12 protein-coding genes are annotated in these 16,115 nt (G+C 69.6%); 8 read left to right on the top strand and 4 right to left on the bottom strand.

Annotated elements, in window-relative coordinates; genetic code table 11:
• Positions 1–78: 78 nt before the first annotated feature.
• A complete protein-coding gene (locus ACQPWU_RS34970; RefSeq protein WP_433429498.1) occupies positions 79–933 on the bottom strand; it encodes a PAC2 family protein in 855 nt (284 codons plus the stop codon).
• A 282-nt stretch (positions 934–1,215) separates the two neighbouring features.
• On the bottom strand, positions 1,216–1,674 hold the full coding sequence (locus ACQPWU_RS34965; RefSeq protein WP_433429496.1) for a universal stress protein: 459 nt from the start codon (positions 1,672–1,674) through the stop codon (positions 1,216–1,218).
• Positions 1,675–1,969: 295 nt separating this feature from the next.
• Here ACQPWU_RS34965 and metH point away from each other — a divergent pair, with 295 nt between their 5' ends.
• The 8 genes from metH (at position 1,970) to ACQPWU_RS34925 (ending at position 13,545) form a co-directional block, all read left to right on the top strand.
• Positions 1,970–5,434, top strand: a complete 3,465-nt coding sequence (metH, locus tag ACQPWU_RS34960; protein ID WP_433429494.1) for a methionine synthase — start codon at positions 1,970–1,972, stop codon at positions 5,432–5,434.
• Positions 5,435–5,436: 2 nt separating this feature from the next.
• Positions 5,437–6,195: an HAD family hydrolase gene (locus ACQPWU_RS34955; protein WP_433429493.1), complete on the top strand. Its 759-nt coding sequence runs from the start codon at positions 5,437–5,439 to the stop codon at positions 6,193–6,195.
• A gap of 681 nt (positions 6,196–6,876) precedes the next feature.
• Entirely contained in the window at positions 6,877–7,299 is a 423-nt protein-coding gene (locus ACQPWU_RS34950; protein ID WP_433429491.1) for a cellulose synthase, read from the top strand.
• 266 nt (positions 7,300–7,565) lie between these two features.
• Positions 7,566–8,564 (top strand): ABC transporter permease, encoded by a 999-nt coding sequence (locus ACQPWU_RS34945; RefSeq protein ID WP_433429489.1) that lies wholly within the window; start codon positions 7,566–7,568, stop codon positions 8,562–8,564.
• Between the two features lie 57 nt (positions 8,565–8,621).
• Positions 8,622–10,385: an ABC transporter substrate-binding protein gene (locus ACQPWU_RS34940; protein ID WP_433429487.1), complete on the top strand. Its 1,764-nt coding sequence runs from the start codon at positions 8,622–8,624 to the stop codon at positions 10,383–10,385.
• 93 nt (positions 10,386–10,478) lie between these two features.
• Positions 10,479–11,492: an ABC transporter permease gene (locus ACQPWU_RS34935; protein WP_433429486.1), complete on the top strand. Its 1,014-nt coding sequence runs from the start codon at positions 10,479–10,481 to the stop codon at positions 11,490–11,492.
• Positions 11,489–12,517 (top strand): ABC transporter ATP-binding protein, encoded by a 1,029-nt coding sequence (locus ACQPWU_RS34930; RefSeq protein WP_433429484.1) that lies wholly within the window; start codon positions 11,489–11,491, stop codon positions 12,515–12,517. Before ACQPWU_RS34935 ends, ACQPWU_RS34930 begins: the two co-directional genes overlap by 4 nt.
• Before the next feature lie 53 nt (positions 12,518–12,570).
• The gene (locus ACQPWU_RS34925) at positions 12,571–13,545 is read left to right on the top strand and encodes an ABC transporter ATP-binding protein (RefSeq protein ID WP_433445361.1); all 975 of its coding nucleotides are present in this window, start codon (positions 12,571–12,573) and stop codon (positions 13,543–13,545) included.
• Between the two features lie 312 nt (positions 13,546–13,857).
• Here ACQPWU_RS34925 and ACQPWU_RS34920 read toward each other — a convergent pair whose 3' ends face one another.
• Positions 13,858–14,541, bottom strand: coding sequence for a response regulator (locus ACQPWU_RS34920; RefSeq protein WP_433429483.1), 684 nt, complete (start codon positions 14,539–14,541; stop codon positions 13,858–13,860).
• A complete protein-coding gene (locus tag ACQPWU_RS34915) occupies positions 14,538–15,713 on the bottom strand; it encodes a sensor histidine kinase (RefSeq protein ID WP_433429482.1) in 1,176 nt (391 codons plus the stop codon). Before ACQPWU_RS34915 ends, ACQPWU_RS34920 begins: the two co-directional genes overlap by 4 nt.
• Positions 15,714–16,115: the final 402 nt, after the last annotated feature.

Raw genomic sequence — 16,115 nt, 5'->3', positions numbered from 1 at the left:
ATCCCAACTTGGGGCGAAACTTGTAGGCCCGATTATTACTCGAAATCGCGAAAAAATGGCGGATTTTATCTCTGAGCGTTAGCTGTCAGTGTCCCGGTCCCTGCGCCTCAGGTAGCGCTCGAACTCGGCCGCGATCGCGTCACCGCTGGCCTCGGGCAGCTCGGCGGCGTCCTTGCGCTCCTCCAGCTCCTTGACGTACTCGGCCACCTCACTGTCCTGGGAGGCCAGCTCGTCGACGCCGCGCTCCCACGCGCGGGCCTCCTCGTCGAGGTCGCCCAGGGGCATCGGGATCTCCAGCACGTCCTCCATGCGGCGCAGCAGCGCGAGCGTCGCCTTGGGGTTGGGCGGCTGGGCCACGTAGTGCGGCACCGACGCCCACAGCGAGATGGCATCGAGCCCCGCCTCGCCGAACGCGTGCTGCAGCACCCCGACGATCCCCGTCGGGCCCTCGTAGCGGCTCAGCTCGAGGTTCGTCGAGCGTGCCAGCGCCATGTCCGTCGCACCCCCGAGGATGGGCACCGGCCGGGTGTGCGGCGAGTCGTTGAGCAGCGCGCCCAGCATCACGGCCAGCTCTACGCCCAGCTCGCGGCAGATCTCGATGATGTCGGCGCAGAACGAGCGCCAGCGCATGTTGGGCTCGATGCCGCGCAGCAGCACGACGTCGCGCTCCAGGCCGGGCGGGCGGGCGCGCAGCAGGCGCGTCGTGGGCCACACGATCGACCGCGTCAGCCCGTCGCCCATCTCCACCACGGGCCGGGTCACCTGGAAGTCGTAGTAGTCGTCGGGGTCGAGCGCGATCAGCGGCTCGGCCTTCCAAGCCGACTCGAGATGGGCGATCACACCGCTTGAAGCCTCGCCCGCGTCATTCCACCCCTCGAACGCGGCTATGAGCACCGGGTCAACGAGCTCAGGGAGCCCTTCGAGCTCTATCACGTGTCGCCTCCTCTCTTCATCGTCTCGCTAAGCCTATGCGGTCGGGGGCGGTCAGCGTCACCGATCTCCATGCGAACCCGGGCCTCGTCTCTCCGGCGCACGCGTGAACGGCGCCTTCTCGTGACCGGCTTCGTCCCCCGGCGAAGGCCGCGGCACACACGGGACAGGCGAGCCGCGTACAGGTGTCCTCGCGCCTTCCTTCTGTGCGCTGTGCGGCCGCCCGCACCTGCCTCGCGCGCGTGCGCGCGCGAGCCTCATCAAAGAGGGGCCACGCAGGGGTCGTCAGCGCCCGCCGTCCGTGGTGTGGACGATCAGCACGTCGCAGGCGGCGCGGTGGGAGACGGCGGACGGCACGGACCCGAGCAGCCGCCCCGCCAGGCTGTTGAGCCCGCGGTTGCCCACCACGAGCAGGTCGGCGCGGTGCCTGGCGGCCAGCGAGACGAGCACGTCCACGGCGTCCCCCTGCTCGGCCGCCAGCACGACGTCCGAGGCGCCCGCCGCCACGGCATGCCGGCGCGCCGCACGCAGGGCGTCGTCCGCGGGGGTGGACCCGCTCACCTTGTACGCGAGGTCGCCCAGCCGGTCGGCGGCCGCGGCGCGCTCGCTCTCCCGCATGGGCAGATACGCGCAGGCCAGTACGAGGGTGGCGCCGGTCGCCGCGGCCAGGGATGCCGCCGCGGAGACGGCGCGGAAGGAGGAGGCCGAGCCGTCGGTGCCGACGACGACGGTGCGGTAGCCCATGGGAGCCCCCAATTGGACGCGATGTCAATTGACGGTCAGTACGATAGCGCCCCGTGTCCGCGTGAACGCCCTCCGGGGTCCCTCGAAGAGCGCACGCCACTTGGCCCCGGCACGTCCGCCGCGCGGTCCAGAAACGTCCGCCGCGGTCCCGGAATGCCCGTGACCGGGCGGAACCTCCGCATGCGATCCACGGGGCGCCGGCAACCCGGTATCGTCGCGTACAGGGGCCGTGCGCGAACGGGTGTGCGAGCCACGCGCGAGTGGCGCTCGAGGCGCACCCGATAAGCTCTACCCCATGAGCATCTCCTCGTCCTTCCGGGAAGTGTTGTCCCAGCGTGTCATCGTGGCCGACGGCGCGATGGGAACGATGCTCCAAGCCCAGGACCCGACGCTCGACGACTTCCACGGTCACGAGGGCTGCAACGAGGTGCTCAACGTCACCAGGCCCGACATCGTGCGCGGCGTCCATGACGCCTATTTCGCCGTCGGCGTCGACTGCGTCGAGACCAACACGTTCGGCGCCAACCTCGCCGCGCTCGGCGAGTACGACATCTCCGACCGCGTCTTCGAATACTCCGAGGCCGGCGCCAGGATCGCCCGTGAGGCCGCCGACCACTGGTCCACGCCCGACCAGCCGCGCTTCGTCCTCGGCTCCATGGGCCCCGGCACCAAGCTCCCCACGCTCGGCCACCTGCCGTACGCGAGCCTGCGCGACGCCTACCGCGACAACGCGGCGGGCCTGATCGCGGGCGGCGCCGACGCGCTGATCATCGAGACCTGCCAGGACCTGCTCCAGGTCAAGGCCGCCGTCATCGGCGCCAAGCGGGCCATCGGAGACTCCGGGCGCGACATCCCGATCATCGCGCAGGTGACCATCGAGACCAACGGCGCCATGCTCCTCGGTTCCGAGATCGGCGCCGCGCTGACCGCGATCGAGCCGCTCGGCGTCGACATCGTGGGCCTCAACTGCGCGACCGGCCCGGCCGAGATGAGCGAGCACCTGCGCTACCTCGCCCGCCACTCGCGGCTCAAGCTGTCCTGCATGCCCAACGCCGGCCTGCCGGTGCTGACGGCCGACGGCGCGTACTATCCGCTGTCCCCCCAGGAGCTGGCCGACGCGCACGGCACGTTCAGCCGCGACTACGGCCTGTCGCTGGTCGGCGGCTGCTGCGGCACCACGCCCGAGCACCTGCGCCAGGTCGTCGAGCGGGTCCGCGGCAAGCAGGTCACGCCGCGCCGCCCGCACCCCGAGCCGGGCGCCTCCTCGCTCTACCAGACGGTGCCGTTCCGGCAGGACACCTCCTACCTGGCCATCGGCGAGCGCTGCAACACCAACGGCTCCAAGGCCTTCCGCGAGGCCATGCTGGAGGGCCGCTGGGACGACTGCGTCGAGACGGCCCGTGAGCAGGCCCGCGACGGCGCCCACCTGCTCGACCTGTGCGTCGACTACGTCGGCCGCGACGGGGTGGCCGACATGAAGGAGCTGGCGTTCCGGTTCGCCACCGCGTCCACGCTGCCGATCATGCTCGACTCGACCGAGCCCGCGGTGCTGCAGGCCGGGCTGGAGATGCTCGGCGGCCGCGCCGCGGTCAACTCCGTCAACTACGAGGACGGCGACGGCCCCGACTCCCGCTTCCAGAAGATCATGCGGCTCGTGAGCGAGCACGGCTCGGCCGTGGTCGCGCTGACCATCGACGAGGAGGGCCAGGCCCGCACCGCCGACTGGAAGGTACGCGTGGCCACGCGCCTCATCGAGGACCTGACCGCCAACTGGGGCATGCGGGTCGAGGACATCATCGTCGACTGCCTGACCTTCCCCATCGCCACCGGCCAGGAGGAGACCAGGCGCGACGGCCTGGAGACCATCGAGGCCATCCGCGAGCTCAAGCGCCGCTACCCGGGCGTGCAGACCACGCTCGGCCTGTCCAACATCAGCTTCGGCCTCAACCCGGCCGCCCGCATGGTGCTCAACTCGGTGTTCCTCAACGAGTGCGTCAACGCCGGGCTCGACTCCGCCATCGTGCACGCCTCCAAGATCCTGCCGATGGCCCGCATCCCCGACGAGCAGCGCCAGGTCGCGCTCGACATGGTCTACGACCGGCGCCGCGAGGGCTACGACCCGCTGCAGCGGTTCATGGAGCTGTTCGAAGGCGTCGACGCGGCCGCCATGCGCGAGGGCAAGGCCGAGGAGCTGGCCAAGCTGCCGCTGTGGGAGCGGCTCAAGCGGCGCATCATCGACGGCGAGCGCAAGGGCCTGGAGGCCGACCTCGACACCGGGCTGGACCAGCGTCCGGCCCTGGAGATCATCAACGACGTCCTGCTCGACGGCATGAAGACCGTGGGCGAGCTGTTCGGGTCGGGGCAGATGCAGCTGCCGTTCGTGCTGCAGTCGGCCGAGGTGATGAAGGCCGCGGTCGCCCACCTCGAGCCCCACATGGACCGCGTCGAGGGCGAGACGAAGGGCCGCATCGTCCTGGCCACCGTCAAGGGCGACGTCCACGACATCGGCAAGAACCTCGTCGACATCATCCTGTCCAACAACGGCTACCAAGTGGTCAACCTCGGCATCAAGCAGCCGGTCTCGGCCATCCTGGAGGCCGCCGACGAGCAGAAGGCCGACGTCATCGGCATGTCGGGGCTGCTGGTGAAGTCGACGGTCATCATGAAGGAGAACCTGGAGGAGATGAACTCCAGGGGCCTGTCGGAGAAATACCCCGTGCTCCTCGGCGGGGCCGCGCTGACCCGCGCCTACGTCGAGCAGGACCTGGCCGAGCTGTTCTCGGGCGAGGTGCGCTACGCGCGCGACGCGTTCGAGGGGCTGCGGCTGATGGACGCGTTCATGGCCGTCAAGCGCGGCGTCGCAGGCGCGACGCTGCCGCCGCTGCGCGAGCGGCGCGTCAAGACCGGCGCGGTGCTGCAGCGCACCCCCGTCGAGGAGCTGCCCGCACGCTCCGACGTGGCCGCCGACAACCCCTTGCCCAAGGTGCCCTTCTCCGGCGACCGCGTGGTCAAGGGCATCTCGCTGGCCGAATACTCGGCCTTCCTCGACGAGCGGGCCCTGTTCCTCGGCCAGTGGGGGCTCAAGCCCACCAGGGGCGGCTCCGGGCCCGACTACGACGAGCTGGTCGAGACCGAGGGGCGGCCGCGGCTGCGCATGTGGCTCGACCGCATCCAGACCGAGGGCCTGCTGGAGGCGGCCGTCGTCTACGGCCACTTCCCGTGCGTCTCCGAGGGCGACTCGCTGATCATCCTCGACGACGACGGCGGTGAGCGCACCCGCTTCACGTTCCCGCGCCAGCGCCGCGACCGCCACCTGTGCCTGTCCGACTTCTTCCGCGCCAAGGACTCCGGCGAGGTCGACGTGGTCGGCTTCCAGGTGGTCACCATGGGGTCGAAGATCGCCGAGGCCACGGCCGAGCTGTTCGCCAAGGACGCCTACCGCGACTACCTCGAGCTGCACGGCCTGTCGGTGCAGCTCACCGAGGCGCTGGCCGAATACTGGCACGCCAGGATGCGCTCGGAGTGGGGGATCGGCGGCGAGGAGTCGCTCGACGACATGCTCAAGGTCAACATCCAGGGCTGCCGCTACTCGTTCGGCTATCCCGCCTGCCCCAACCTCGAGGACCAGAAGCAGCTGTTCGAGCTGCTCGCCCCCGAGCGCATCGGGGTGACGCTGTCGGAGGAGTTCCAGCTCCACCCCGAGCAGGCCACATCGGCGCTGGTCGCCCACCATCCCGAGGCGAAATACTTCAACGTCTGACCGTGGCCGGTCGCCCGCCGTTCCTCGGCGGGCGGGGAGAACGGCGGGTGCCCGGCGCCAAGGCGGCCCGCCGTTCGCCGGCAGACGGGCACGCACTACTGATCGGGGGGCAGGTTGTGGAAGCGGTCTTCTTCGACATGGACGGACTGCTGGTCGACAGCGAACGCGTCTGGCTGGAGATCGAGACAGACGTGATGGCCAGGCTCGGCGCCCAGTGGACGCCCGCCCACCAGGCCCACCTGGTGGGCGGGTCGATGGAGCGCACGGTCGACTACATGCTGGCCGTGTCGGGGTCCGACGTGCCCGCCGAGACCGTACGCGAGTGGATGACCGGCGGGATGGTGCGGCGGCTGTCGGCGGGCGTCCACGTCATGCCCGGGGCCTCCGAGCTGCTCGACGCGCTGCGGGCCGAGAACGTGCCGGTGGGGCTGGTCACCTCGTCGCTGAAGGAGATCGCGGACGCGGTGCTCAAAGGCGTGGGGCGCGACCGGTTCGACGTGGTGGTCACGGCCGACGACGTGGCGCGCACCAAGCCCGACCCGGAGCCTTACCTGACGGCCGCGCGGCTGCTGGGGGTGGAGCCGGTGCGGTGCGTGGTCCTGGAGGACTCACCCAACGGCGTCGCGGCCGCCACGGCCGCGGGCTGCGCGGTGGTGGCGGTCCCGAGCCTGCTGGCCGTCGACCCCGCGCCCGGCCGCCTGGTGGTCCCGTCGCTGGAGCTTCTCGGCGTCGCCGACCTACGCGCCCTCATCACGGTCTGAGCCCCCGCCGGCCACGGTCGCGCCGGCCACGGTCCCGGCGAAGCGGACCCACACGCCGCCCTCGCCTGCCGTTCGCCGGTCCACCATCGCGACCGTCCCGCGTGTGCTGGTCGCCGACCCCTCCACCGTGCCCGCTGCGATGTGCTGGTCACCGGCGGCCACAGCATGTCGCCCGCCCCACCACCGTGCCCGCTCCGGCGTGGTGGTCGCCCGCCCCGCCGTCTGCGCTCACCCGGCCCGCACCCGGCCGCCCAGCGCGCCGTCCGTCGGCCGCGGCACACGAGCGCCGCCGGAGGAAGCACGCGTCCCCGAGCCGCGGGCGGGCCCAAGGAGCCTCCACGCGCAGTTCGTCGCCTCTGCGCCGCGCCTCACCGCGTCCATGCGCCCTCTCCACGTCCGTTCCACACCCATCCGTCTCCTTGCCGCGTTCGAGCTCGAGCGGGACGCCGTACCGCCGGGCGCCGGAAGCGGACGGAGGCAAGTCGCGGGGCTGCGCACGGGACCGGTCCTCGGGGGTGCGCGCGGGCTGGGCGATGATCACGACCCCTAGGGGGCAAGTGGTCCTCGCGGAGGAGGGGCGGGCGGCGTTTCGCGTGCCAGGATGGAGATGTAGTCGATACGAGGGGCGGCGTGATGTTCGAACAGATCGCGTGGTTGCCGCTGTGCGCAGGAGTGACCGCGGTGGGGCTGGTGCTCAGCTTCCTGGCCTTCAGGCGCAGGGGAGCGGCCGCCGGCATGCGGATGGCCGCGTGGGCGTTGCTGCCGGTGGCGGCCTACCTGACGGGGGCGCTGCAGGCGCTGTGGACCATCGGCGCGACCGCCGTCGGTTTCATCACCGGGGTGGTGCTCAATCCGCTGGTGTGGGCGGGGATCGCCGTGACGGGGCTGTCCGTGGTGCTGTTCGTGGTGTCGGGCGTCATACGCGGCAGGAAGCTTTCGAGCGGACGAAAGAAAACCTCCGGAGAGGCCCCCGAAATTCCGCCTTCAGCGAACAAAACAGGCACAAAACCTCAGCGGCCGGCCGTCGCCGCTCCGCAGAAGCCGAAGAGCGACGACGACTTCTCCGACATCGAAGCCCTGCTCAAACGCCGCGGCATCAGCTGAATTCACGGCGAAACCCGACTCTGTCACAGTTCTGAGACGCAACCGGGACGGCTCGTAGACATTCCTCTCAAGATCGATACGAATGAGTTTCGCGTCAATCACAGTTGAGCCACATAGGGCACAGAGGGACTAGTCACAGCAGCTCAGGCCATAGATTCTGCCTCCTGGGGCCGCGACACGCGGTCCATGCAAGCATGGGCGCACTACCCTGACCGGGACCGCGCCGACACGGACGACGTCGTCTGGAATCCAGGGGGCTTACTGGCATGACCGCACCGCTCGATGTTCCGGGCTCGGCCGTCGAAGCCGGACCGGAGACCGTTCTTGAGGGGGCGGAGGCTTCAGTCATCCGGGGCCGTTCCCTGGGGCAGATCGCCTGGATGCGCCTCAGGCGCGACCGCGTCGCGATGATCGGCGGCATCGTCATCCTGCTGCTCATCCTCGTCGCGATCTTCGCTCCACTGCTGGTGTCGTGGTTCGGGCACCCGCCGGCCGAGTGGCACCGGGAGAAGCTCGACCCCTCCATCGGAGCGCCGCTGGGCACCTTCGGGGGCATCAGCAGTGACTTCCTGTTCGGCGTGGAGCCGGACTCGGGCCGCGACCTGTTCAGCCGCGTCCTGTACGGGGCCCGCATCTCGCTGCTGATCGCGTTCTTCGCGACCCTGCTGTGCGTCTTTCTCGGCACCGTCCTCGGGATGATCGCCGGCTTCTTCGGCGGCTGGGTCGACACCATCATCAGCCGGCTCATGGACATCTTCCTGGCGTTCCCGCTGCTGGTGTTCGCGCTGGCGCTGGCCGGCGTCATCCCCGACACGGCGTTCGGCCTGTCGGGCGACACGCTCAGGATCAGCCTGCTGGTGTTCATCATCGGGTTTTTCAACTGGCCCTATATCGGACGTATCATCCGAGGTCAGACGCTTTCTCTTCGAGAACGGGAGTTCGTCGACGCGTCCAGGAGCCTGGGCGCGCGCAACCACACCATCCTGTTCAAGGAGATCCTGCCCAACCTCCTGGCGCCGATCCTCGTCTATTCGACGCTGCTGATCCCCTCGAACATCCTGTTCGAGGCCGCGCTGTCCTTCCTCGGCGTGGGCGTACGGCCGCCGACTCCCACGTGGGGAGGCATGCTGTCGGACGCCGTCCACAACTACCAGGTGGCGCCCAATTTCATGATCTTCCCCGGTCTCGCGATCTTCATCACCGTGCTGGCGTTCAACCTGCTCGGTGACGGCCTCAGGGACGCCTTCGACCCCAAGGCCCGATAGCCCTCGTGAGTTTTCAGCAAGTTCTCAACTCCTAGATACAAGGGGTGTGTCAGGTCGATGAAGATAAGATCAAAGGCGTCGGCAGTGGCGATGACCGCCGCTCTCGCCGTGGTCGTCTCCGCGTGTGGCGGTGGCGGCGGCAAGAGCACCGGTGGCACCGGAAGTGACGACAAGCCCGCCAGCCAGTACAACGCGGGCGTCACGCAGGTCGTCAACCCGTCGGAGAAGACCGGCGGCACCCTCCACATGGGCATGCCGGGCGACTTCGACTCGGTCGACCCGGGCGACCAGTACTACGGCTACGCCTGGAATTTCTCCCGCTTTTACACGCGCGCGCTGACCATGTTCAAGCCGGTGCCGGGCGAGGAGGGTCTGCAGCTGGTCGGTGACCTGGCCGAGGACCTCGGCAAGCCCAGCGACGGCGGCAAGACGTGGACGTACAAGCTGCGCAAGGGCATCAAGTTCGAGGACGGCACCCCCGTCACCTCGAAGGACGTCAAGTACGGCGTGGCCCGCTCCCTGGACAAGGACATCCTGCCCAGCGGCCCGACCTACTTCAACGACTGGCTCGACCTGCAGGGCTACACCGGCCCGTACAAGATGAAGGGCAAGCTCGACGACTTCAAGGCCATCGAGACGCCTGACGACTACACCATCGTCTTCCACCTGAAGAAGGCCTACGGCGGTTTCGACTACTTCGCCATGCTCCCGCAGACGGCTCCCGTGCCCGAAGCCAAGGACACCGGCTCGAAGTACAAGGAGCACCCGGTCTCGACCGGCCCCTACATGTTCAAGGCGCACGAGCTCACCAAGCGCATCGAGCTCGTCAAGAACCCCAACTGGGACCCGGCCACCGACCCCAACCGCAAGCAGCTCAACGACTCCATCGAGGTGCTGCTCGGCCAGAACGAGGACGACCTCGACCAGCGACTGCTGTCCGGCAAGATCGACATCAAGATCAACAGCACCGGTGTCGCGGCCAACGCCCGCAAGACGGTCCTGACCGACCCCAAGGTCAAGCAGTACGCCGACTCGGCCCCGATCGACCGGACCTGGTTCACCAACATCAACGGTGACGTCAAGCCGTTCGACAACATCCACTGCCGCAAGGCCGTGATGTACGCGGCCGACCGCTCCGCGCTCCAGGGCGCCTACGGCGGCCCCGACGCCGGTGGCGACATCGCGCTCAGCCTCATGCCGTCGAAGATGACCGGTTACCAGAAGATCGACCCGTACGGCGTCGAGGCCAACCCGACCGGCGACGTCGCCAAGGCCAAGGAGGAACTGGCGGCCTGCGGCCAGCCCAACGGCTTCAGCACCACCATCTCCTACCGCAACGAGCGTGCCGCCGAGAAGCTGACCGCCGAGTCGCTGCAGCAGTCGCTCGGCCGCGTCGGCATCAAGCTGGACATCAAGGGCTACCCGCAGGGCGACTACTTCAAGCTGTACGCCGGCAAGCCCGACTTCGCCAAGAAGAACAACCTCGGCCTCATGGTCTACGGCTGGGGCGCCGACTACCCCGAGGGCTTCGGCTTCTTCCAGCAGATCGTCGACAGCCGCGTCATCCGCGACGCCGGCAACACCAACCTGAGCGTGAAGGACCCGAAGATCGACACGCTCATCGACCAGGCGGCCGCGGAGACCGACGCCGCCAAGCGCAACGCCATCTGGGCCGAGGTCGACAAGCAGGTCATGGACTCGGCGTTCATCCTGCCCTACGTCTGGGCGCACGGCCTGTTCTACCGGCCGCCGACGCTGAAGAACGTCTTCGTCAGCCAGAACTGGGGCATGTACGAGTACCTCACGCTGGGCACTCAGTAACAGGTCAGGTGACCCCGCCGGACACGTACGTCGAAAGCAGGTGAAGGCTCCGGCGGCCGGGCTCACGAGGCCCGGCCGCCACGGCCGAGATCAGTGTTCACATACATTCTCAGACGGTTGATAGCGGCCGTCATGCTGCTCTTCGTGGTGAGCATCGCGACGTTCGCCATCTTCTTCCTCGTGCCTCGGCTCGCTGGGATGTCCGCTGACAACCTCGCCTCCCGGTACGTGGGCAAGGCCGCCAACGACCAGGTCATCCACGAGACGGCGGTCCGGCTGGGGTTCTACGACCCGCTTGTCGTCCAGTACGGGCGGTTCGTTAAGGGCATCTTCGTCGGCGTGGAGCGCAACTACGGCCCCGGGGTCGAGCTGTGCCCGGCGCCCTGCCTCGGCTACTCGTACGTCACGCAGAACCCGGTCCTGCCCGACCTGCTCGACCGCATACCGATCACGCTGTCGCTGGCGCTCGGCGCGGCCGTGGTGTGGGTGGTCTTCGGCGTGGCCACCGGCGTGGTCTCCGCGCTGCGGCGCGGCAGCTTCTTCGACCGCCTCTCCATGGGCGTCGCCCTGGCCGGCGTGTCTCTGCCGATCTTCTTCACCGGCATCGTGTCGCTGGCCATCTTCCGCGACCAGCTCGGTCTCGTCGGCGACGTCGCCGACTGGGTCCCGTTCAGCGAGGACCCGCTCACCTGGGCCAGCAACCTGATGCTGCCCTGGATCACGCTCGCCTTCCTGTACGCCGCCGGGTACGCCCGGCTCACCAGGGCGGGCATGCTCGAGACCATGTCCGAGGACTACATACGCACGGCCAGAGCCAAGGGCCTGCCCGAGCGGGCCGTGGTGCTGAAACACGGGCTGAGAGCCACGCTCACCCCGGTGCTGACCATGTTCGGCCTGGACCTGGGCCTGTTGCTCGGCGGCGCGGTGCTGACCGAGAGCACGTTCTCGTTGCCCGGCATCGGCAAGTACGCCAGAGACGCCATCGAGCGCAACGACCTTCCCCAGGTGATGGGCGTCACCCTGGTCGCGGCGGCCTTCATCATCCTGGCCAACTTGATCGTCGACCTGCTCTACGCGGTCGTGGACCCGAGGGTGAGGCTGACGTGAGTTCGTTTCTCGAGGTCAAAGACCTCAAGATCCACTTTCCGACGGACGACGGCCTGGTCAAGTCCGTCGACGGGCTGACGTTCAGCCTCGAGCGGGGCAAGACGCTCGGCATCGTCGGCGAGTCCGGCTCCGGCAAGTCGGTCACCAGCCTCGGCATCCTCGGCCTGCACAAGGGCAAGGGCGCCAACGTCTCCGGGGAGATCTGGCTCGACGGCGAGGAGCTCGTCGGCGCTTCCCAAGAGCACGTGCGCGGGCTGCGCGGCAAGAAGATGTCGATGATCTTCCAGGACCCGCTGTCGTCGATGCACCCCTTCTACACGGTCGGCGACCAGATCATCGAGGCGTACCGCATCCACCACAAGGTCTCCAAGGCCGTGGCCAAGAAGCACGCCATCGACATGCTCGGCCGGGTCGGCATCCCCGAGCCGCAGCGCCGCGTCGACTCCTACCCGCACGAGTTCTCCGGCGGCATGCGCCAGCGTGCCATGATCGCCATGGCGCTGTCGTGCGACCCCGAGCTGCTCATCGCCGACGAGCCGACCACCGCGCTCGACGTGACCGTCCAGGCCCAGATCCTCGACCTCATGGTCGACCTGCAGCGCGAGTTCAACTCCGCGCTGATCATCATCACCCACGACCTGGGCGTGGTCGCCGAACTGTCCGACGACATCCTGGTCATGTACGCGGGCAAGTGCATCGAGTACGGCAGCGCCGACGACATCTTCTACCGTCCCGAGCACCCCTACACATGGGGTCTACTGGGATCGATGCCACGGCTCGACCGGGAGCCCACCGAGCGGCTGCTGCCGATCAAGGGCTCCCCGCCGTCCCTGATCAACGTGCCTCCGGGCTGCGCCTTCTCACCCCGTTGCCCGTACGCCGAGCGCACCGGAGGCAAGGCCAAGACCGAGGTGCCCGGCCTGCTCGAGACCGAGGGCGGCCACCTGGTGCGCTGCCACATGGACAGGACGGAGCGGCGGGAGCTGTGGGAGAACGAGATCAAGCCACTGCTGGAGACCCAGTGACCGAGCCCATCAAGAGTCCCGCGAGCGGCGAGCCGCTGCTTTCCGTGCAGAACATGGAGAAGCACTTCCCCGTCACCAAGGGCCTGCTCAAGCGGCAGGTCGGCGCCGTCAAGGCCGTCGACGGGATCAGCTTCGAGGTGTTCAAGGGCGAGACGCTCGGCCTGGTGGGGGAGTCCGGCTGCGGCAAGTCCACCACTGGGCGCCTGGTCACCCGGCTCCTCGAGCCCACCGCCGGCAAGGTGGTCTTCGAGGGGCGGGACATCACGCACATGGGGCAGGGCAAGCTGAGGCCGCTCCGCCGCGACATGCAGATGATCTTCCAGGACCCGTACTCGTCGCTCAACCCGCGCCACACGGTCGGCACCATCGTCGGCGCGCCGTTCCGCATCCAGGGCGTGCAGACCGAGCACGGCGTCAAGCGGGCCGTCCAGGACATCCTCGCCCTGGTCGGGCTCAACCCCGAGCACTACAACCGCTACCCGCACGAGTTCTCCGGCGGCCAGCGGCAGCGCATCGGCATCGCCCGCACGCTCGCGCTCAAGCCCAAGCTGATCATCGCCGACGAGCCGGTCTCCGCGCTCGACGTGTCCATCCAGGCCCAGGTCGTCAACCTGCTCGAGGACCTGCAGAACGAGCTGGACCTCACCTACGTCGTGATCGCCCACGACCTGTCGGTGGTGCGGCACATCAGCGACCGGGTGGCCGTCATGTACCTCGGCAAGATCGTGGAGATCGCCGACCGCAAGCGGCTCTACAACTCCCCGATGCACCCGTACACCAACGCCCTGCTGTCGGCCGTGCCCGTGCCCGACCCGAAGGCGCGCAAGGAACGCGAGCGCATCCGGCTGACGGGCGACGTACCCAGCCCGCTCAACCCGCCGCCGGCGTGCCGCTTCCACACGCGGTGCTGGAAGGCGCAGGAGATCTGCAAGAAGGTTGAGCCGCCGTTGGAGGAGCTGGCCAGCGGACACCGCGTCGCCTGCCACTTCCCGGAGAACGTCTCGGAAGCCACCGCCAAGGCCTCCTGACCCCGCCTCCGGCCCACCACCGCCTGCGGCCCTGCCCCTGCGGTCGGCCTGCCACCGCCTTCGGTCCGCACGGCCGCGAGCCGTGGCCCAGCGCCGGTGGCCCTTGCGCCGCAGACGACCTTGGCCACTGTGCGCACGTGTGCAGGCCGGCTTCGGGCCGCACGCGGTGGTGGCCGGCCAGCGCCTGACGGTCCGGCGCGCAGCCGAGGCGGCGAGGTAGGTCAACGCGCCGGGGTGTGGTGCGGCGCAACTCGGCACCCGTGACCGGTGCGCAGCGGAGGCAGGCCCGAGGCGGTGCGAACCGCCCTCAGGTCAGGAGTAGGTGCCCGGGGTGATCAGCCCCGTCTCGTAGGCCAGCACCACGGCCTGTACGCGGTCCCGCAACCCGAGCTTGGTCAGCACGTTGCCGACGTGCGTCTTGACCGTCGTCTCACTCACCACGAGCTTGGCCGCGATCTCGGCGTTGGACATGCCCTTGGCGATCAGCCGCAGCACCTCCAGCTCCCGCTCGGTCAGCCGGTCGAGCCGCGCGGGAGCGGGCTGCTCATACGCCGACGGGAGCCGCGTGGCGAACCTGACGAGCAGCCGCCGCGTCACGCTCGGCGCGACGATCGCGTCTCCGGCCGCCACCACCCGGATCGCCTGCACCAGCTCGTCCGGCGGCACGTCCTTCAGCAGGAACCCGGACGCCCCCGAGCGGAGCGCCTCCACGATGTACTCGTCCAGGTCGAACGTCGTCAGCACCAGCACCTTGGGCACATGCGCCGTGGGCGCCGCCTCCCGCACGATCCTGCGGGTCGCCTCGATGCCGTCGACCCCCGGCATGCGGATGTCCATCAGGACCACGTCGGGCAGCAGCGCGCGCGTCTGCTCCATCGCGTCCTTGCCGTCGCCTGCCTGGCCTACCACCGTGATGTCGGGCTCGGCCTCCAGAATCAGGCGGAATCCCGTGCGCAGCAGCGGCTGGTCGTCCACCAGCAGCACTCTGATCGTCATTGGCCGTCCTTCAACGGGAACCTCGCCCGCACCTCGAAACCGCCCCCCGGTAGCGGACCGATGCTCAGGATTCCACCATAGAGCGCGACCCGTTCGCGAATTCCCACCAAACCGTGCCCTGACCGCGAGGACAGCCCGGCCGCGCCCAGCCCGTCGTCCTCCACCCGTACGTCCAGCTCATGGGGGTCATGACGGACGGTCACCACGGCCTTCGCACCGGGCCCTGCGTGCCGCAGGCTGTTCGTCAGGCCCTCCTGGACCAGCCGGTAGGCGGCCAGGTCGACGCCGGCGGGCAGCGCCCGCGGCTCGCCCTCCACCAGCAGCCGCGTGGGCAGCCCGGCCTCGCGCATCTGCTCGACCAGCGCGGGCAGGTCCTGCACGCCGGGCTGCGGGCCCAGCTCTGCTCGGGCGTCGGTACGCAGCACGCCGACGATGTTGCGCATCTCGGTCATCGCCATCCGGCCCGTGTGCTCGATCGCCGACAGCGCCTCTCGCGCCAGCTCCGGATCGGAGGCCAGCACCCGGCGCGCCGCGGCGGCCTGCACCGTCATCACGCTGACGTGGTGGGCGACCACGTCGTGCAGCTCCCGGGCGATCCGGGAGCGCTCCTCGGCCCTGGCCGCCCTCGTGTCGGCGGCGTGCGCCCGCTCCAGCCGTTCCGCCCGGTCCTTCAGCTCGTCCAGGTACGCCCGGCGCAACCGCAGACTCCGGCCCGCGCCCCACACCGCCACCAGCACCACGGCCACCACGACGTGCTCGCTCCAGCTCGCCGCCCTGACCGGTCCCGCCAGAACGCCGAGCGCGTACGCCACGAGCGAGATCAGCAGCCCGCCCAGCGCGACCGCCAGCCCGCGATAGGACGCCACGGTATAGAGCAGCACCAGGCTGGCCAGCTCCGACATGCCGGTCCCGTAGCCGAGCACGGTCAGCAACGTCTCCGGGACCAGCGCCGCGCACATGGCCGCCAGCGGCCACCGCCTGCGCACCGCCACGGGAACGCACGCCAGCACCAGCAGCACCCCGCCGAGGGGGTCGGGCGCCCGCATACCGTCGACCGGCAGGCCCTCTGACTGCAGCCGCTCGGGGCCGTAGAGCACGAACAGCGCCACCGACGCCGCTGCCACCACCCCGGCGAACACCGAGTCGTGGAGCGTGGTCCGGTCTATGCGCACCGCTTCACTGTAGGGCCAGGTGAGAGCCCGTAACCTCCTCCCTCGGGAGGATTACCACCCATTCGCCACCGCCCCCGCCGGCCCGCGCTACCGCCCCCGCCGGCCCGCGCTACCGCCCCCGCCGGCCCGCGCTGGCCACCCGGCTTGCGTCGCCAGCCCACACCGCCCGTGCAGCCCGCACCGCCGGTCCAGCCCGCGCCGCCCGTCCTGCCGGCGTCGCGCGCGGGGCGCGGTCGCTGAGGGAGACAGGAATGCCCTCCCTGTCTCCGGAGACGGCCAGCCCGAGGTGCGGCTCGCGCCCGCCGATAAGGGATCAGTCGGGCCAGGTCCGCTACCCCGTCTCCGCGCCCGGTCTGCGGCTCGGCCGGGGTGGGCAGCGGGCCGGTCTCGCCGCAGACCGCG

Source organism: Nonomuraea sp. CA-141351, assembly GCF_050944675.1.
Classification (GTDB): domain Bacteria; phylum Actinomycetota; class Actinomycetes; order Streptosporangiales; family Streptosporangiaceae; genus Nonomuraea.
The sequence above is the reverse complement of the archived record's forward strand: the minus strand, read 5'-3'. Positions and strand labels throughout refer to the sequence as shown.

What these genes read in the sequence shown, in the direction of transcription:
- ACQPWU_RS34940 (WP_433429487.1), top strand. Translation starts at nt 8,622, where the DNA reads ATGAAGATAAGATCAAAGGCGTCGGCAGTGGCGATGACCGCCGCTCTC.
- ACQPWU_RS34965 (WP_433429496.1), bottom strand. Translation starts at nt 1,674, where the DNA reads ATGGGCTACCGCACCGTCGTCGTCGGCACCGACGGCTCGGCCTCCTCC.
- metH (WP_433429494.1), top strand. Translation starts at nt 1,970, where the DNA reads ATGAGCATCTCCTCGTCCTTCCGGGAAGTGTTGTCCCAGCGTGTCATC.
- ACQPWU_RS34925 (WP_433445361.1), top strand. Translation starts at nt 12,571, where the DNA reads ATGGAGAAGCACTTCCCCGTCACCAAGGGCCTGCTCAAGCGGCAGGTC.
- ACQPWU_RS34920 (WP_433429483.1), bottom strand. Translation starts at nt 14,541, where the DNA reads ATGACGATCAGAGTGCTGCTGGTGGACGACCAGCCGCTGCTGCGCACG.
- ACQPWU_RS34945 (WP_433429489.1), top strand. Translation starts at nt 7,566, where the DNA reads ATGACCGCACCGCTCGATGTTCCGGGCTCGGCCGTCGAAGCCGGACCG.